The sequence below is a fragment of the Alteromonas sp. MmMcT2-5 genome (genome assembly GCF_022348315.1).
In the GTDB taxonomy this organism is placed as follows: Bacteria; Pseudomonadota; Gammaproteobacteria; order Enterobacterales; family Alteromonadaceae; genus Alteromonas; species Alteromonas macleodii.
The window spans coordinates 46,715-65,767 of the sequence record NZ_JAKRFB010000013.1; the positions used below are offsets into that span (position 1 = coordinate 46,715).

Consider the following 19,053-nt stretch of genomic DNA (forward strand, 5'->3'; position numbering starts at 1 on the left):
TGCTTCACAACGTAACCTCTGCGGAAATTCCTACAACATTGCGATCATAACCAATGGAATCACGATTACTATCACGATCTACCAGTTGATAGAATAGAGAAAATGAGAGGTACCTACGAGCCTGGTAGTTTAATGACGCCATATAACGCATCAACTCATCATCCCTATTTTCAATGTCATCTTCATCAAGAATGTACTCGTTTGTTTCACGCGTTAGACTAATTGAAGAGCTTAACCGGCTTAGCCACTCGTGATTCCACGCCGCAGTATAATCTCTACCTCTTATGAAATTACCTTCTCCGTTGGTTTCCCTAGTGTCTGCGTTCGTAGAAAATCGGAATGTAGAATATGAAATAGGCCGCCACTCTATACCGACTTCCCAATCAGTACCATAGAAAGTACTTCGCGAAGCAGCCTCGAAATCTTTTTCTTTATAACCCACTTTTGCAAAGCCAGTAGTCGCTGCTGTAGACTCCCATCTAACACCAAGTAAAACCCGAGTTTCATCACTATCTCTAGTTGTAATACCCGTCTGGTTGTCATACCTCACAAACGTTTGCGTTACATCGAGTAGTGCTGTTGTCGCAGAGCCAATACGATAACCCAATTCAGCGCCGACTTTGTTTTTTACCCGATCTCTAATCAAATAGGCTTGTTCACTTCGCTCATAATCTAACGTCTCACGGTTTGCTTTTAGCGTTATTACTCCATCTGATGTAACAGCACCGTAGGAATACTCACCGCCAAGAGAAGTGCTTTTGTAACGGTCAGGTGTTGTGATAGCTGTACCTAGACCTAAAGAAAAGCCGGTACCACGCTCTTCATGTCCATCTTCGTATTGGGCAATAGCATTAACTCTATGCCTACTATTTAGCTCATATTCTCCTGATGCTTCAATAAAATGGTCTGTATAGTCATCAGCGCTGCTTGAAAAAAATACACCTCTTTCTAAACGATAGCCTACTTGGAACGGATTGCCGTCAATCTGTGTAGCAGCAATTAACTCTGGAGAAATAGTCGCTCGCCAACTATAAATTTCAGGATCGTCATCTCGCGCATAAGCCACGTTGTCAACATACGCCATCGAAGACGTAAATGAAGGGATCAAATCAAATTGCCCAGCTTGAATTCGACCAGCCTCTTGGGCAAATAGAGTCGGTGTGGCGCTAATTACCGACAGAGCTATTATGCTTTTGGTCCTTTTTAACATGTTATTTCCTTCCTACGATGGCTTGGGTGTATTAAAACGGTGCATTATTTCGATATAGCGCTTTCAAATACATCCTTACGTAAACGCTATAAACCGCGAAACAGCCGGAATATGTGTAATTCTTACAAACTAAACAAGGTGAATGCCTTAATAGTTCATGGATAATCAATGTCGAGCAATAGGCGTGCCGCTTTTGCTTTACTAGGCTGTGAACATTACTAGCGAACACATTAGAGCAAAAGTCAATTTGCTCTATATTGTTTGACTCAACAGTCAGTTAACAAAGTACTGCAACTTATACCTAGGTATTGTTGCATCTATATGTCCAAGGCTGCAAATGCGGTATATGCTATCTTATTTATATTGTTCATGAAAAGCGCTAGCGCCGTATTCTACTCATTTTGCACCAAATTAGTACGGAATGAACTTTGTTTTTGTAATAAAATTACAATATCCATATAATACGCTGTTGCTAGAGCACTTAAGCGTTAGACGTGAAAAAATTCAACGCGAATATAATCAGCACGTTGTGATTATTCATCTTACGCGCTTAAAAGTGGGCACAGTATTTGCCTAACTTCCATAAGTTGTCTTCGCTATTCTTCTTAAATCATGGCTTAGCTTGTTTTTGTTGTCGTTAGCTTTGGCTACAGGCTTCACTTTTTCACTTAGAGATTACTTAAATGGACAATAGAGTAGAATCTAACAAAGCACTTAAAGCTCACCCGGTTGAGTCTAATACTAATGGTGGTTTGGTAGTCAGGAACCAAAGCGGTTTTTCAACCATTTACAGACTCATCGATCTTTCGCTGGTAACGATTTTGTATTATTCAGCAGCAGCGTATTACGGTACCCAGATAGATACCACCAGCTTAATTCTTCTTTTTGTAAACGTTATTTGCTTTCAAATTTCTGCCGAAGGCGTTGAGTTATATCGGTCGTGGCGTGGGCACAGAACGCCTGAAATGCTAAGAGCGGCTGCAATCACATGGACATTGAGCGTTCTCGGTACCATGTCAATGGGGTACTTTTTCGTTCAAGAAATAAAAACGCCCCCACCTGCAATATTGCTTTGGTTTGCATCTTCGTTTGTCGTTTTGATTCTGTGGCGCTTTATTATGCGCAAGTTCCTCTTCCGCATTCGCAAAAGTGGCTTGAACACACGCCGTTCAATTATCATTGGCGCTACTCATTTAGGTGCGAATGTTGCTCTTCAGATACAACAGAACGAACATTTAGGTATTCGCTTTAACGGTATTTATGATGATCGTGAAGCAGAACGTCTCCCTCATGAGATGCAGGGCGCTGTGCTCGGCAACATTGAAGAAGCCATAGAAATGGCCAAGCGCAACGAAGTTGATTACATCTACATAGCATTGCCAATGAGTGCAGAAAATCGCATTCGTGCAATTCTTGAACAGTGCAGCGATACCACCGCTAACGTTTATGTAATTCCGAACTTCTTTATGTACAACTTGCTTAACGCTCGCTGGCAAACCGTGGGTAATGTACAGGCACTAAGTGTATATGACACCCCTTTCCAAGGCGCCAGTGACGTATTGAAGCGGTTTGAAGATGTTGTATTAAGCAGTCTGATTTTAATGTTGATATCCGTTCCCATGTTAGCAATTGCGGCCGCAGTTAAGCTCACATCTAAAGGGCCAGTCATTTTCAAACAAAAGCGTTACGGATTAGATGGTAAACAAATTACGGTTTACAAATTCCGGTCTATGACTACGCAAGACAACGGAGCAGTTGTTAAGCAAGCAACGAAAAACGACGCGCGTTTAACCAAAATAGGTGGTTTCTTAAGGCGCACATCGTTAGATGAACTACCTCAGTTTATCAATGTTCTGCAGGGTCGCATGTCAATTGTAGGCCCTCGCCCGCACGCGGTTGCTCACAATGAGGAATATCGTAAGATCATCACAGGTTACATGCTGCGGCATAAAGTTAAGCCTGGTATTACAGGTTGGGCACAAGTAAATGGTTTGCGCGGTGAAACGGAAACCACGAACAAGATGGTACAGCGTGTAGAGTACGATTTAGACTATATACACCGCTGGTCTATTTGGTTCGATATTAAAATTGTATTCATGACTGTATTTAATGGATTCATTAACAAAAACGCATATTAGAAGTACACCAAATCAAGAAAAGGACATCATCATATGAAACCTGTTGTATTGGCTGGCGGCACTGGTAGCCGCCTTTGGCCAAAGTCTCGCGCCGCTCTTCCAAAACAGTTTTTGTCGCTTACATCCAACAGCACGATGCTTCAAGATACAATTACTCGACTTAAAGGAACCAATGCGGAGCCTCCTGTATTTATATGTAACGATGCGCATCGATTTTTAGTTGCTGAGCAGCTTCGTAAAAAAAATATAGAACATGATGGTATTTTATTAGAGCCCGTTGGGCGAAATACTGCACCAGCAATAGCGCTTGCGGCATTACATGCCACAAAAAATGAGAATGACCCTGTTCTTCTTGTCCTCGCTGCGGATCATTTAATTAAAGACCAAAACGCATTTCATAGTGCCATTACTAAAGCAGAAGCATTAGCAAACGAAGGAAAGCTTGTAACTTTTGGTATAGTTCCAGACCAGCCCCACACCGGCTATGGCTACATCAAGGCTGGAAATGTACTGAATGTTGGATTTGAGGTAGCTGAGTTTGTCGAAAAGCCAGAACTTGAAACAGCAAAACAGTACGTTGAGTCAGGTGATTTTTTCTGGAATAGCGGCATGTTTATGTTTAAAGCCAGCCGTTATATTGAAGAATTAGGTAAGTATCACCCCGAGATGCTAGAGATTTGCCGTCGCGCAATTGAAACTGAAGCACCTGATTTAGACTTTATTCGTGTTGACTCTGAAATTTTTGCTACGTGTCCTGACGACTCTATTGACTATGCAGTGATGGAAAAAACTGACAGCGCTGCAATGGTGCCATTAGATGCAGGGTGGAGCGATGTAGGCAGTTGGACATCGCTTTGGGAAACTGCCGATAAAGATGACAACGGCAACGTTTGTGTAGGCGATACGATTTTAGAAAATACTAAAAATAGTTACGTGAACGCAGAACAGCGATTAGTATCTGTCATTGGCTTAGAAGACGTTATTGTTGTCGAAACCAAAGATGCCGTTATGGTCGCACATAAAGATGACGCTCAAAGCATTAAGGCCGTGGTCAACAGACTAAAAGCTGACAAACGCCCTGAGTTCGAATTCCATCGCGAAGTTTTCCGTCCGTGGGGTAGCTACGATTCAATTGACAGCGGTGCACGCTTTCAAGTTAAACGTATTACGGTAAAACCTGGTGAAAAACTATCTGTGCAAATGCACCACCACCGCGCTGAGCATTGGATTGTAGTATCGGGCAGTGCCAATGTGACTATTGATGACAACACTCAATTAGTAACAGAAAACGAATCTGTTTATATCCCGATTGGAGCAGTACATGCCTTGGAAAATCCCGGAAAAATCCCTCTAGAGCTTATAGAGGTGCAATCGGGTGCATACCTCGGCGAAGATGACATCGTAAGGTTTTCAGACCGCTATGGGCGTGTAGAGAAAAAGTAATAGCACTAGTACTAAGTTAGCGAATATAAGCAGAGCTTTGGCTCTGCTTTATTGTGTTTAAAATTCCACATGTAAAAGCCCCTCTTCTCTTTTGTTCTTTGAGCATGAAAAACTAGAGTAAAGCTAGAGAAGGCGCGCCTTTTCTAAAGATACTCAACAAGTGGATATTAGAAGGACGTTGTTAAACAATGGACTAAACAAGTTTAAAACAAAGTCTGAACCCCAAAAACGAAAAAAGGCGAGCATCCTGCTCGCCTTTTTCCGAAAGAACTTAAACTTAATTAGTTAATAATTAAGCTAATGCGCCTTTAGCCGCTTCGACTAGTGCGCTGAAAGCTGCTTTGTCATGTACTGCGATGTCGGCAAGGATCTTACGATCGATTTCAACAGACGCTTTCTTCAAACCGTTAATGAAACGGCTGTATGACATACCATTTTGACGAGCAGCAGCGTTGATACGTGCAATCCATAGTTGACGGAATTGACGCTTGCGCTGACGACGGTCACGGTAAGCATATTGACCAGCTTTAGTTACAGCTTGTACCGCTACGCGATATACACGTGAACGTGCGCCGTAATAACCTTTTGCCTGCTTGAGGACTTTTTTGTGACGAGCACGTGCGATAGTGCCGCGTTTTACTCTAGCCATTAATCAGTCTCCTAAGTCTTATACGTAAGGCAACATGCGCTGAACCAATTTGGTATCAGAGTCATGAACCAGTTTTTTGCCACGAAGGTGACGTTTACGCTTAGAGCTCTTCTTAGTCAGAATGTGACGTAAGTGAGACTGTTTGCTTTTAAAGCGGCCAGAACCCGTTTTCTTAAAACGTTTGGCGGCACCGCTTACAGTTTTCATTTTAGGCATTGCTAAAACTCCGCATTGTTTAATATCGGTATTTTTCGTGTTGCAGTCACTTCATACCGGTTAATGTTTAGCAGCAAGGTGTTTAAGGGTGCAGATTCCTTAAAACTTTAGACCGTTACTACTTCTTATTTGGGGCTAGCACCATGATCATCTGACGGCCTTCCACACGACGTGGGAAAGACTCGCATGTAGCGATATCTTCTAAATCGGTTTTAACGCGGTTTAGTAGATCGATACCGATGTCTTGGTGCGCCATTTCACGACCGCGGAAGCGGATCGTAACTTTGGCTTTATCACCACCTTCAAGAAAGCGACGCAGGTTGCGCAGTTTGACCTGGTAATCGCCTTCATCAGTGCCAGGGCGAAATTTAATCTCCTTGACCTGAATTTGCTTCTGTTTTTTCTTCTGCTCTTTTTGAGCTTTACTTTTTTCGAAGAGGAATTTGCCATAGTCCATAACTTTACAGACTGGCGGCTCGGCATTCGGACTGATTTCTACTAGATCTAGGCCCGCTTCTTCTGCGTTACGAGTAGCTTCTGCTAGAGAAACCACACCAACCTGTTCACCGTCTTTGCCAATTAATCTTACTTCTCTGGCTTTAATCTCATCGTTAATGCGGGCTTTGTCGCCCTGAGCCTTGTTGTTAGCGCCTTTAATGTGCTATTCCTCCAAACATTTAATTCTTTTGTCTGCTTTTGGGAGGTCGGTTGACCCAAAGTAAAACCAAAAGCAGACACCTTAATTGTGTATTATACACAATTTGCTCAACTACTTAATCGTCTTTTCAACAACTTCTTGTTGAGCCATGGCAATAAAGTCTTCCAGGCGCATTTTGCCTAGGTCGTCACCGCGACGAGAGCGTACTGCTACTTCGCCCGCTTCCATTTCTTTATCGCCTACAACTAGCATATACGGAATACGCTTCAAAGTGTGCTCGCGGATTTTAAAGCCGATCTTCTCATTTCGCAAGTCAGACTTTGCTCTAAAACCTAATTCTTGCAGTTTTTTTACACAATCTGAGGCATATTCAGCTTGTTTGTCGGTAATATTCATTACCACAACCTGCTGAGGTGCCAACCAGAGTGGGAAGAAACCTGCAAATTCTTCGGTCAATATTCCAATGAAGCGTTCTAGTGAACCCAAAATAGCGCGGTGAATCATAACCGGCACTTTGCGTTCGCCATCTTCTGCTACATAAGTAGAGCCCAAGCGACCTGGCATTGAGAAATCTAGCTGTACGGTTCCGCACTGCCATGCACGGTCTAAGCAATCGTGCAGTGTAAACTCAATTTTCGGCCCGTAGAACGCACCTTCTCCAGGCTGATAATCGAACTCGATGTCATTAGCTTTAAGTGCATCTGCAAGCGCAGCTTCTGATTTATCCCAAATCTCCTCAGCACCTACGCGCTTTTCTGGGCGAGTAGACAGCTTAACTTTGATATTTTCGAAACCAAACGCAGCGTATGTCTCGTACACCATCTTAATACAGCCACTCACCTCTTCTAGGATCTGTTCTTCAGTACAGAAAATGTGAGCATCGTCTTGCGTAAAGCCACGAACTCGCATTAAGCCGTGTAGTGCGCCCGATGGTTCATTACGGTGACAGCAGCCAAACTCAGCCATACGAAGAGGCAGGTCGCGGTACGATTTCAAACCTTGGTTGAAAATTTGTACGTGGCCTGGGCAGTTCATTGGCTTAACGGCATATTCACGCTTTTCAGATTCAGTCGTAAACATGTTTTCAGCGTACTTGTCCCAGTGACCTGATTTTTCCCAAAGCGAGCGGTCCATCATTAATGGGCCTTTAACTTCGTCATAATCGTATTCACGAAGCTTCTTACGCACATAGCTTTCTAGCTCGGTGTAAATTGACCAACCGTCGTTGTGCCAAAACACCATACCCGGCGCTTCTTCTTGCCAATGGAAAAGGTTAAGTGCTTTACCAATTTTACGGTGGTCGCGCTTTTCAGCTTCTTCTAAGCGCTGTAGGTAAGATTTAAGCTGCTTCTTATCTGCCCACGCAGTACCGTAAATACGCTGAAGCATTTTGTTGTCGCTATCGCCACGCCAGTAAGCACCTGCCACTTTCATCAGTTTGAAGTGATGGCAGAACTTCATATTTGGCACGTGAGGGCCACGACACATATCTGTGTATTCTTCGTGGTGATACAGCGCGGGGCGGTCGTCCTTGCTGATGTTCTCATCAAGAATTTCCATCTTGTAGCTTTCACCGCGCGCTTCAAATGCATCGCGTGCTTCTTGCCAGCTAACTTTGTTCTTAACCACGTCGTAATTGGTTTTAGCCAGTTCAAGCATACGCTTTTCTAGTTTGGCTAAATCTTCCTGGGTTAGGCTTTCTTCCATATCAACATCGTAGTAGAAACCGTTGTCGATAACAGGGCCGATAGCCATTTTGGTGTTAGGCCAAAGTTGTTTGATAGCGTGACCTAACAAGTGCGCGCAACTGTGACGAAGAATTTCTAAACCTTCATCGTCTTTTGCAGTGATTATTTGAAGTTGTGCGTCCGCGTCAATCATATCAACGGCGTCGACTAACTCACCGTTTACTTTTCCTGCAATGGTTGCTTTGGCTAAACCAGGGCCAATATCATTTGCAACATCTAGTACAGAAACAGCGTTATCGAAAGCGCGTTGGCTTCCATCAGGAAGGGTAATTACAGGCATTTTAATTCCTTTACAGTGGTGACGCCTACTCTGCGCCACATGCATATTTTTGAAAATTTAATCGTGCTTTATAGCACTCGAAACTTGCTTTATTTGAAGCGACTAAAGTACAGCATAAAAATACAGCGCATTGGTACTGCAAAACTGTATACGCCTCGAACTTACTGAGTTTTCTCAGTATTAAAGCAAGTGGTGGATTATAACCAGTGTTGGTTCAACTTCAATATCGAAAAGCCTTTATTGGCTAATTTGTGAAGGTTTGATTTCGTTTAGGAAGATTTTGAGTAGAAATTTATGCATTTCACCATTTTTATCCCATACTTTAGTGTAAGGCGATAAAGGTTGCTGGACTAGCTCTTCGCTGGTGTTCTAGTGTGCCATAGGAAAGTAGTCACTCAACACTCCAATCGCCTTGAAAAAAGCATTAAAACAAGCAGAGCGTGCAATATGTGGCATTTTATCAGCGAGCATATTTCAGATGAAACCCAGCAGTTTTTTAGCTGCCATAAAGCCGAACGAGTAAGTGGCGGAGATACACACGAAAGTTACATCATAAAAGATACGACCCATCGCTACTTTGTTAAAACCCGCAAATATGATGATACTCAGCAATTATCTCATGAAGCCGAAGGACTAGCGGCCATCGCTAACACGCAAACCATTGCTACCCCGCGAGTCATTTGCCATGGAATTACAGCCAATGAAACGCCTAATATGGAATATTTGGTACTTTCTCACGTTCGATTTATTGAACCTTCTGAAAATGACTATTTCATTTTAGGGCAGCAACTCGCTGCATTTCATGCGGTTAACGCCTACACCAGCTATGGATGGCCGCATGACAATTACATTGGTGCCAGTGTACAAACAAATGGAAGAATGGCTTCTTGGGCTGACTTTTTTGCAGAAAAACGGATTGGTAGCATGCTAGAACGCTTGGCATCAATTGGTACATGGAAAAGCGAAGATGGCAATATAGACGATATTGTTACTCGAGTAAGACACCTCTTGAGCTTACATCAACCTCATCCTTCACTACTTCATGGCGATTTATGGGCGGGTAACGCGGGATTTAACAAGAAAGGGCCAGTCTTATTCGACCCAGCGGTGTACGTTGGGGACGCCGAAACCGACCTTGCCATGGCTGAATTGTTTGGTGGCTTTCCCCAATCATTCTTTGAGGGTTACCATCAACACACCCCAATCGAAAAAAATTACCGCTTAAGAAAACCAATTTACCAGCTTTACCATATTTTAAATCACGGGTTATTATTTGGCGCGCACTACATAGCGCAAGCAAAACAAATATTAGACGACATTTACAAGCGTTAATGTAACAAACAAATTCGCTTGCATTTGTTGCCCATCAGCCTTTTTACCTGCGGATTAGGAAAGAAAGCACCGCAAACTGTAAATAGATATAAGTCGATTTAAAATAGAGAGTAGCTTTTATTATGACAAACTCAGGCCCTGTAGCACTCATAACCGGGGCAGCAAAGCGAATTGGCGCCGCCATGGCGTGTCAGCTTCATAGCGAAGGCTATCGCGTTATTATCCATTATGGGCATTCTAAAGACGAGGCACTTGCACTGGCTGAAAAGCTAAATAGTCAGCGGGAGGACTCTGCTACCTGTCTCCAAGCCAACCTTTGTAATTCAGACGAAGTAAGTGCACTTGGGCAGCGAGCATTAGGCATTTGGGGTCAGATAAACGTTTTAGTAAATAATGCTTCTAGTTTTTACCCCACTCCGGTGGGCGAAATTTCAGAAGACGACTGGGTATCTCTGATAGGCAGTAACGTGAAGGGACCATTGTTTTTGTCACAAGCATTGGCACCCGCATTAGCGGTAAGTAAAGGCTGCATTATCAATATGGTCGACATGCATATCGACCGTCCACTCCCCAAACACAGTGTTTACCTCATTGCTAAATCCGGTCTTGCCTCACTAACCCAATCGTTAGCTATAGACTTAGCCCCCAACGTTCGCGTAAATGGTATTGCGCCAGGGGCAATTTTGTGGCCAGAACGGGACATGGACGAGGACGAAAAAGATAAACTGATATCGAGTATTCCACTGGGTGAACTAGGTACACCAAATGACATTGCTAAAACATTGTCGTTCTTGGCATCGGCCCCTTACATCACTGGACAAATCATTTATGTCGATGGCGGGCGCGGACTTCATACTGGTGCCTCCGCGTGAATATTTCCCAAGTGAAATCATGGCCCCCAAAAGTTTCACAACTAAGAAACGCTTGCCGCGCTGGTGTCATCAGCGTTGCCTTGTTTGCTTTGCTAGGCTGTTTTGGCGGAAGTACCGTAAAGCAAAGCATTGACGATTACGCCGCACGACTCTCGCGTGTACTCGATACGCCCCTCCCCGATTCGTTTAACGATAAGATTACCACCCCGCTTCCCAAACTTGCAGACTCCGCCACGCTTAAACACGCTATTGAGGGCGTGAATATAAACCTGCGTGAGTTTTATGCGCTGCAAGATTGTGAGTTAGGCACAGTGGTTGCCGAACGCAATACGTCGCTAGGAAAAAGTCAGCTTCCATCACAGCGGCTTGTTTATGAGAGCAAGCTGCTTAATGTACTCAAAAGCTGTGAAGCAGCGCTCACGAAAGAAAACGAGTCTAACCAGAGAAACGCGACACTGGCAGCAACCATCGCATCGTGGCGTGAACAAAAAACACAAAACTACAGTAAAACGTGGGCAAATCTAGTCCAAGGGAGCCAAGAATTGCGTCTGGCGCTTAATACACCTGAACGTCTTTTCTCAGTTGAAAATAATAAAGACGCACTTTCTAGCGTAAACGCGCTTTATTACATCAACAGCTTAAGTAACAAAGGATTGCTCTTGAGCGATATGTATTCTTCCAATACAGCATCGAGCGATACAGAAACAGAGGCTACGAATGAAAATAATAGTGAGAGTATTATTGAGAGCAGCGAGCTTGAACAACAGTTAAAAATTATACGTTCAGCCAGGTTACCCGCTACACTTTGGCATACACAACAAACCTTAACGCAAAACCTCTCATTACTTACAAATCTGCTTGAAACCCAGCTTGATGCGGTAAGCTGCCCAGAAGGCCGCGCCAGCGACAAAGCAAAAATATTGCGTAATGTATTCTATCTTTTCTTTATTGAGGAAATACAACCTGTAGGAAGTTTGGTAAATCAATACCATTACAAACTAGCGCCATTATGGGAAGACTGGCTTGCGCAGCCGTCGCTGCACGAGGAATTCAAACGCTACATCAGGCAGCAGTCACAAGACGGATTCAATCAATACAGCAGCGCCATGAAAGCGCATGTCAACTTATGGCAAGGATTCCTTGGTAGATGTAATCTATCGCCCGTCGCGCCTGTTTAATAGCGCGACGAGCAAATCCACCAGCCCAGCTTTTGCTGAACATCTCCTCACCTCTGGCCAGCTTTGCTGTAGCACGTTCAATATGTTCGGTTCCTTTCTAGATTTGAAAAGAGGGCAAATCACCCATTTCAATAATCCTTCACATAACAAATGTTAAAGAATATTTTCTCCTGCTTCTGGGTCTCTCGAATTCCGAGCCTGCTCTCGTATCTCATGGGCTTCGGAAGACACATCATCATTAATTTTCGATTCTTGTGGGCGCGCATTTCCAGCCCCTTTTGCACTTGACCTTTCGTTTCGATTTTCTGTGGCTCCACTATTCTTTTCGCTATCCAAGCTTTTTACGTTCTTTTGGCCTGTAGTTATTTCACTTAACTCATTTGCTTCATTTTCAGAAGGACGAGCGCTTGAAACGTATTTCTCGGAAGCGTGGTAAATATGCATACCCTCAGGGAAAATGCGCTCTCTCGCATCATCAGGCATACTGATATTCGCCTCTAAGAAGGCTTGGGTGATTTTACGCATCAGCACCGATGCCATTTTTAGTACACTCGTTTTCTCTACATCCACCCAAAAATAAACCTTGATGTTGTAGGTCGAGGGGCCTAGTTCGTCGATAAGAATTTGCGGTTCAGGGTCGATTAACACGTTGTCTTGTGCTGACGTAATTTCTTGCGCCATCTGCTGTGCGTGTTGTATATCAGCATCGTAACCCACGCCAATAACAAACTGCCCACGCATTAGCGGGTTGGCCGTAAGGTTTTTGATTACCCCTTTGTAAATAGTCGCGTTAGGTATTTGAATATGGTTGCCGTCAAAATCCACCAGCGTGGTCGCACGTGCCGTTACTTTCTGAATGATGCCGGTGAAATCGTTGATTTGTACGATATCCCCTATTCTAAAGGGGCGTTGAATAGTAAGCAGTAGGCTTGAAATAAAGTTCTCGGCGATGTCGCGAAAGGCGAAACCAAGAATAAGCCCCACCACACCTGTACCACTCACCACCGCGATTGCAAACCCAGTGAGCCCAGCTAAGAACAAAAATAGATAAATACCGAGTAAAATTAAGACTAAACTGACACTTCTTTGAATGACTGAGCGCAGCAGTGGAGATGTGGTCGTACGGGTTAACGGTTTAACTAAAACCTTGGCAATATGTGGCGCTAAAAGGATAAACGCCGCCATGATAACTAAACCTAGCGCCAACCCCGGTAAACGATAAACAAAGTTCTCCCAAAGCTGAGAGAGTAACGACTGTGCACTTGATAAACTGCTTATTGCGCCACCTTCGTCACTTTGTTGAAGCAAAGTTTGTATAAAAGGTTCGCTGTCGGTTTGCGAGAAAGAAAGCCCCGCTCGCTTATTTAAAATAGAGGGTTGTAATATTTGTTGCGCACTGAACATCACCTCACTCCTTGGCGTTCATGTGTTTCGGTTTTTAATATAAATAACTACGACGCGATAACTAAATAAGATCCCAGCCCGATGGTAAATAAAAAACTGCCCCATATAGCGTGTTCTATAACCACCACGGGCGTCGAGTTAGTTTGCATATACCTATAACCGAAAATGCCACCGCCAATCCAAGAAATGACTACAGCAATCCAGTTACCGTACACTAAGTGGGCTAAACCAAATAAAAAAGTACTTAAGGCCCACCTTGCATATTTCGAAGGCAGTATTCGCTTGTAACGGTGAAAAAAGTACGTTCGAAAAATGATCTCTTGCGGGATGACCGACACTAACGGATAAATCAATAATGTAGCTATCCACATCCATGGCTGGTTCATAGGCCAATGTAGGAACAATTCCGGTTTAAAAAAGTAAACTACCAGCGCCAGTAAGCTCGCCCAAGGCAAAAATAACCTTAGCGTACTTTTTAAATGCGTTCGATAGTCTTCCCAATGCCACAATTTAATGCGTTTAAATTGCTTATCTGCTAACAAGATAGCTAAGCAACAAAGTCCCATAACACCTAAAATAGGCATGAGATAATTTGCAAAATGCTTTATCCAGTAGAGAACGGCAAAGGGAATCACCACAAAGAGCAAGATCAATTCAGACCACAGCTTTGCCACAACTCACCTCTTTCTCTCGATCATGCTAGGTTCGCTGATCGATTCCCCAAACGTTTTTACTAACTAGAATCGATGCTAAACCAACAAGATAATTACCAACCGATGACACTTTTGTGAATTTTTACGGTTTATGTCTATGAAAGTGTAGTGCCAATTTGCAAAGCATGAGTGGTTAATTAAGTGCTACTTTAGCCCTATGCTTTACTGTGCATTCGTAACTCTCTATATAGATAAGGTTTTTTAAGAGCAGTGGAAACTTATAAGCGTTTTTTAGTAATAAGCAACAACGCTCATTATAGTGTTCTACTTCAATAATCGGCTTCGAAAAACCTATTTTGAAGTACGTGAACGCGTTGAATTCAGGTAGTGTTTGTATATCGCACAAAAGTCGTGAAATAATTGCATAAGATGTATAAGGCGATACCAATGACAAAAAATAGCCCTAGCGACGTTTTACAGCAAATTGAAAACCACTATGCCTCCTTGTCCCCTTCGGGCAAGGCTATTGCGCATTATATTCAGCAGAATCCTATCGCAGTATTAAGTCAATCTACGTCTTTAATTGCAGAAAAAACGGGGACGTCAAAGGCCACAGTCAGTCGCTTCTTTCGCCAGCTGGGTTTTGACTCGCATCAGCAAGCTAAAGAGGCGCTTGTTCAGCTACGTGAGCAAGGCGTGCCTGTTGTAAGCCCTTCAAGTGGTGTACTTCAGCATGAGAATGATAGTAAGAATTTGGCCAATACATTTGATAGCACTTCCTCAGAGGCGTTGACAGATATTGCTAAATTGCTGGCATCAGCAGGCCAGGTCACCTTGATTGGTTTTAGAAACGCCTACCCCATTGCACTTCATTTTAGGCAGCAGCTCAAACAAATTCGTGCGTCGGTCCGTGTGCTTCCTCAGCCCGGTCAAACACTTAGTGAAGATATTATCGACCTAACCGAAAATGATCTTGTCGTACTTTTTGGTTTTCGTCGTAGAACCCGTCAATTCAAGTTTGTTTTAAATAGCATTAAACACTGTAAAACCGTATTAATTACCGACCCAACGGGCCAAGGATATCGTCACGATGTCGACCACCTGCTGGTTACCCACATTGGCAGTGACTCGCCATTTGATAGTTACGCGGCTCCAATGAGCCTAGTTGCATCACTGTGTAACCTTACCTACGAATTATTAGGAAGCCAAGCCGCAGACCGCGTCGACGCTATTACTGACATCTACATTCAAATGGATGAGCTAGAAAGTCCAAAGCGTTAACCCTTCCCACAGAACACTTTTTAAGCAATACTATAAAGAGAGCGGGTAGCAGAGAATTGTTATTTTGCAAGCGTAAAGGGAACTAAAGCGCTTAAAAATGGGTATAAGTATTAATTCACAACGCTTATTTTGGGTTTTAATGCATAAAAACGTACCTGTTAATTTAATTTCACTGCTAAAAGCGTGTGGTTGGAGTTGATATGGATAAAACGCAAGTAGTCATGGAAGAAGCTAACGGTGTGCTAGACTTTTGGTTTGGAGAACTCTCCCCAGAGCAATGGTTTAAGGAAGATGCAGCACTAGATAAAACGATCACTTCGCGATTTTCAAAATTGCGTGCAGCAGCCATAAAGGGCGAGTTGTGGCCTTGGCGAGCGACGGCTACCGGTCGTCTTGCCGAAATAATTCTTCTCGATCAATTCTCGCGAAATATTCATCGCAATGACAAAGATGCATTCAGTGCAGACAGCATTGCTTTGGTTCTTGCGCAAGAAGCGGTAAGTGTTGAAGCCGATAAGGTACTAACACCGCAGCAGCGCGCGTTTCTGTATATGCCGTTTATGCATAGTGAATCACTCGCAATCCACGACGTCGCATTGGAACTATTTTCACAAGAAGGCCTTGAAAGAGAATTCACCTTTGAAAAGCGCCATCAACAGATAATTGAAATGTTTGGCCGCTACCCCCACCGCAACCGAATTTTAGGGCGCGAGTCGACACCAGAAGAAGTTGCATACCTGAAGCAAAACCCCCAAGGTTTCTAGCAACTTATCTAGTTTTTTATCAATTTACTCAGCGCTTTACCAATTATGTAACTCACAGAAAATAATGTACGTACTAAAATGTCCAATGAAGTAACGCTCGTTTCTCTTGACTTTTTAATGAAACAGTTGTTTCATTGATCTAAAGACGAATAAAGAAACAATAACGAATAAGTAACGCGCTGTGAGCTCTCCTTTTGTACTGAAGCCCTGTGATGCCAAGTTCACACAGGCAATTAAAAACCTAGAAATCGCATTCAGTCTTGACGGTAGTGTTAAAGATGACGCATTTTCGGCGTCAGGAAAAGCGCTGAATCAGGCAAAAAGTCAAAGTAAATTGCCGCTTAGCGGACTAGGTCTGGCAGTAAAAGATTTGTTTCACATTGAAGGATTACCAACCGCAGCAGGAAATCCTGATTGGTTAGCCACACACGCGATTCCGAAAAACACAAATCGTTGCGTAGCAAAGATGCTTCAAGCGGGTGCCGCGTTCAAAGGCAAAACCATCACTGATGAACTTGCCTACAGTTTACACGGGCAGAATAAGCACTACGAAACACTGGTAAACCCAGTGGCACCAGCTCATATACCTGGTGGTTCTTCGTCAGGTTCAGCGGTGGCCGTTAGCGCGCACCTTGCCGACATAGGGCTTGGCACCGACACCGGCGGCTCTATTCGCGTACCGTCTAGCTATCAAGGGTTATGGGGGCTTCGCACCACGCACGGCGTTGTGGCCTGCGACAATATGGTGGCACTTGCTCCGTCGTTTGATACCGTGGGCTGGATGACACGCGACCTAAACACGCTGACTAAGGTTGCCAATGTCTGCATAGATAGCGCTACACAAAGTGAAATATCAGGTTCGCCTCGATTTGGCATAGCAGCGCATTTATTTGAGCAGGCCGCTCACAAATCGCTGTGCAAAACATGGCTTGCAGCGCTGGCAGATAACAACGACTGTATTGTATTGTCAGAGACACAGCTAGATTTAAAAACCTTACAAACTGCCGCTACCTTTCGTACCTTACAGGGCAATGAAATATGGCAGCAACACGGCGAATGGATTGAATACACTCAACCCGATATCGCCAAAGATATAATGTTGCGCTTGAATTGGTGTAAAACCATACCAACGCAAGAAGTAGAGCAAGCTAAAGCGCAACAATCTGTGGTAATCAATCATTTAATCACGCTGTTTGAAGAAATAGATGTATTGATTATTCCCACGACACCCGGTGTAGCACCTCGATGTGATGCCGATGAAACAACGCTGGCAAATGATAGAAACGCTCTGCTCGCACTCACGGCGATAGCTGGGCTTGCGGGATTACCCCAACTTCATTTGCCGTTGTTTACCCTACACAACGCCCCATGCGGATTATCGCTAGTGGGCAAAAAAGGCAACGATCTTGCACTTCTCGCGTTAGCAAAAAAGCTAACCACTCGCTAAACGTGTAAAGCGCGCCTGTTTTTTTAAGTTGCACTTAAAAAAAGCATTAGCGCCCTATTGCATTCAAGTTGAAACTAGAAAGCGGAAGTAAGACCTAAGCGCCCGTCATTTTGCCTGATTTGGGCTTAACCTGACTGCGCGGTTGCCGAGTTTTTGAAGGAATTAAAAATGAGTGAAAAACCAAATATAGCGTTTACTGCCCCTCACTTTGCGGCATCGCAAGTGGGCTTGAACATATTAGAAAAAGGCGGCACCGCTATTGAAGCTATGGTAGCTGCTGCAGCCTCTATCGCGGTTGAATACCCGCACATGAATGGCATGGGCGGAGATGGATTTTGGCTAATCAGTGAACCTGGTAAAAAGCCGATTGGCATTGATGCATCTGGCGTAGCAGCAAAGGGCGCGACACCCTCTTTCTACGAGGGTAGCGATGCCATACCTAGCCGAGGCGGAAAGTCAGCATTAACCATGGCAGGCGCAGTTGCTGGTTTGCAAGCCGCGCTTGAATTAAGTCACAAATGGCAAAGCGGTTTACCGTTAAGCACATTGTTCGATACGGCGATTAGTCAAGCTAACTGGGGGATTGAAGTTACCCAGAGCTTGGTGGATGCCAGCAACAAAACCTTTGAAGAGCTAAGTGCGGATGAAAATTTCGCTCAGTTTTTGATTAAGGGGAAAGCCCTTAAAAAAGGTAAAATTTTAAAGCTAACAAAGCTCTCTGAAACTTTGAAGCATTTAGCAGAAAAAGGGTTAGATGATTTTTATCACGGTGAGTTAGCTTCACAGCTGGCTGAAGACTTAGAAGCCGCCGGCTCCCCTATTCGTCTTGAAGATTTTAACAATTACAAAGCGACAATTGTTGAGCCATTGTCAGTGTCCACCAGCGCCGGCAAGCTTTATAACTTGCCGGCGCCCACACAAGGTGTGGCGTCGCTCATTATTTTAGCCTTGTACGACAAAGTTCAGCATTTAGGCAGCACCGATGCTGACATGGTGCATTTACTTATTGAATGCACGAAACAAGCCTTCATTGCGCGTAACGCGAACGTAACCGACCCATCTCGTACGCCTGTTAGTCTTCAAAGCCTGTTAAGTGACGATGTGCTTGATGAAATGGTGAAGAACATCTCATTAGATAAAGCACTTCCTTGGCCCCATGAAGCCAAGCACGGCGATACTATTTGGATGGGTTGCTGCGATTCTGAAGGCCGAATGGTGAGCTACATACAGTCACTTTACTGGGAGTTCGGCTCGGGCGTAGTGAGCCCGCAAACAGGCATTGTTTGGAACAACCGTGGCACTTCGTTTTCACTCGATCCAAACAGTAACCAATATTTGACCCCAGGCTTGAAACCATTTCACACACTTAACCCCGCTTTCGCTGAGCTTGTTGACGGTCGACGCATGAGTTACGGCACCATGGGTGGTGAAGGTCAGCCTCAAACCCAAGCGGCGCTGTTTGCTCGTCATGTCTACCACGGCCAACCTATCGCCAAAGCTATTTCCCTCGGCCGTTGGCTACTTGGTAGAACCTGGGGCGATCAGAGTCACAACTTAAAAGCAGAGCGTGACTTAGTTGAGTACGTAGGTGAGAGCTTACTGGCACGGGGCCACGATATGGTGACGGTAGATCCTTGCAACGAACTCATGGGTCATGCTGGTGCAATCATTCGCGACACAGAAGGTACAGTGAGTGGCGCAAGCGACCCAAGAAGTGACGGCAAAGCCTACCTTGGACACCGCTAGTTTATTCGCAGTGGCTAAGACGCAGCACTGACAA

16 protein-coding genes are annotated in these 19,053 nt (G+C 44.1%); 9 read left to right on the forward strand and 7 right to left on the reverse strand.

Annotation, left to right across the window (positions count from 1 at the left end; translation table 11 throughout):
* Positions 1-4: 4 nt before the first annotated feature.
* The gene (locus MHN09_RS07940) at positions 5-1,210 is read right to left on the reverse strand and encodes an outer membrane beta-barrel protein (protein WP_168533432.1); all 1,206 of its coding nucleotides are present in this window, start codon (positions 1,208-1,210) and stop codon (positions 5-7) included.
* Positions 1,211-1,893: 683 nt separating this feature from the next.
* Between MHN09_RS07940 and MHN09_RS07945 the strand changes: the two genes are divergently transcribed.
* Positions 1,894-3,348, forward strand: a complete 1,455-nt coding sequence (locus MHN09_RS07945; RefSeq protein ID WP_014949101.1) for an undecaprenyl-phosphate glucose phosphotransferase — start codon at positions 1,894-1,896, stop codon at positions 3,346-3,348.
* Between the two features lie 33 nt (positions 3,349-3,381).
* On the forward strand, positions 3,382-4,791 hold the full coding sequence (locus MHN09_RS07950; RefSeq protein ID WP_239240072.1) for a mannose-1-phosphate guanylyltransferase/mannose-6-phosphate isomerase: 1,410 nt from the start codon (positions 3,382-3,384) through the stop codon (positions 4,789-4,791).
* A gap of 292 nt (positions 4,792-5,083) precedes the next feature.
* On the opposite strand, the gene rplT is transcribed toward MHN09_RS07950, so the two are convergent.
* From rplT to thrS, 4 genes are all read right to left on the reverse strand, one after another.
* Positions 5,084-5,440: a 50S ribosomal protein L20 gene (rplT, locus tag MHN09_RS07955; RefSeq protein WP_012518092.1), complete on the reverse strand. Its 357-nt coding sequence runs from the start codon at positions 5,438-5,440 to the stop codon at positions 5,084-5,086.
* A gap of 18 nt (positions 5,441-5,458) precedes the next feature.
* Complete coding sequence (gene rpmI / locus MHN09_RS07960; protein ID WP_012518091.1) at positions 5,459-5,656, reverse strand: 50S ribosomal protein L35; 198 nt, start codon at positions 5,654-5,656, stop codon at positions 5,459-5,461.
* Between the two features lie 118 nt (positions 5,657-5,774).
* Positions 5,775-6,314, reverse strand: a complete 540-nt coding sequence (infC, locus tag MHN09_RS07965; protein WP_071814473.1) for a translation initiation factor IF-3 — start codon at positions 6,312-6,314, stop codon at positions 5,775-5,777.
* Positions 6,315-6,425: 111 nt separating this feature from the next.
* Positions 6,426-8,342, reverse strand: a complete 1,917-nt coding sequence (gene thrS / locus MHN09_RS07970) for a threonine--tRNA ligase (protein WP_239240074.1) — start codon at positions 8,340-8,342, stop codon at positions 6,426-6,428.
* Between the two features lie 447 nt (positions 8,343-8,789).
* On the opposite strand from thrS, the gene MHN09_RS07975 reads away from it, so the two are divergent.
* The 3 genes from MHN09_RS07975 (at position 8,790) to MHN09_RS07985 (ending at position 11,724) form a co-directional block, all read left to right on the forward strand.
* Entirely contained in the window at positions 8,790-9,674 is an 885-nt protein-coding gene (locus MHN09_RS07975; protein WP_049588848.1) for a fructosamine kinase family protein, read from the forward strand.
* 122 nt (positions 9,675-9,796) lie between these two features.
* A complete protein-coding gene (locus tag MHN09_RS07980; RefSeq protein WP_239240077.1) occupies positions 9,797-10,546 on the forward strand; it encodes a pteridine reductase in 750 nt (249 codons plus the stop codon).
* A complete protein-coding gene (locus MHN09_RS07985; protein ID WP_239240079.1) occupies positions 10,543-11,724 on the forward strand; it encodes a DUF3080 family protein in 1,182 nt (393 codons plus the stop codon). The genes MHN09_RS07980 and MHN09_RS07985 overlap by 4 nt, the downstream gene beginning before the upstream one ends.
* Before the next feature lie 153 nt (positions 11,725-11,877).
* On the opposite strand, the gene MHN09_RS07990 is transcribed toward MHN09_RS07985, so the two are convergent.
* Both MHN09_RS07990 and MHN09_RS07995 read right to left on the reverse strand, forming a co-directional pair.
* A complete protein-coding gene (locus MHN09_RS07990) occupies positions 11,878-13,128 on the reverse strand; it encodes a mechanosensitive ion channel family protein (protein WP_239240081.1) in 1,251 nt (416 codons plus the stop codon).
* 47 nt (positions 13,129-13,175) lie between these two features.
* Positions 13,176-13,802 carry a CPBP family intramembrane glutamic endopeptidase gene (locus MHN09_RS07995; RefSeq protein WP_101564128.1) on the reverse strand — a complete coding sequence of 209 codons (627 nt, stop codon included), beginning with the start codon at positions 13,800-13,802 and terminating at the stop codon, positions 13,176-13,178.
* A 426-nt stretch (positions 13,803-14,228) separates the two neighbouring features.
* On the opposite strand from MHN09_RS07995, the gene MHN09_RS08000 reads away from it, so the two are divergent.
* From MHN09_RS08000 to MHN09_RS08015, 4 genes are all read left to right on the forward strand, one after another.
* Positions 14,229-15,062: a MurR/RpiR family transcriptional regulator gene (locus MHN09_RS08000; protein WP_239240083.1), complete on the forward strand. Its 834-nt coding sequence runs from the start codon at positions 14,229-14,231 to the stop codon at positions 15,060-15,062.
* A gap of 200 nt (positions 15,063-15,262) precedes the next feature.
* Positions 15,263-15,826 (forward strand): DUF924 family protein, encoded by a 564-nt coding sequence (locus tag MHN09_RS08005; RefSeq protein ID WP_039230097.1) that lies wholly within the window; start codon positions 15,263-15,265, stop codon positions 15,824-15,826.
* Between the two features lie 181 nt (positions 15,827-16,007).
* A complete protein-coding gene (locus MHN09_RS08010) occupies positions 16,008-17,273 on the forward strand; it encodes an amidase (RefSeq protein ID WP_239240085.1) in 1,266 nt (421 codons plus the stop codon).
* A gap of 168 nt (positions 17,274-17,441) precedes the next feature.
* Positions 17,442-19,019, forward strand: a complete 1,578-nt coding sequence (locus tag MHN09_RS08015; protein WP_239240087.1) for a gamma-glutamyltransferase family protein — start codon at positions 17,442-17,444, stop codon at positions 19,017-19,019.
* Positions 19,020-19,053: the final 34 nt, after the last annotated feature.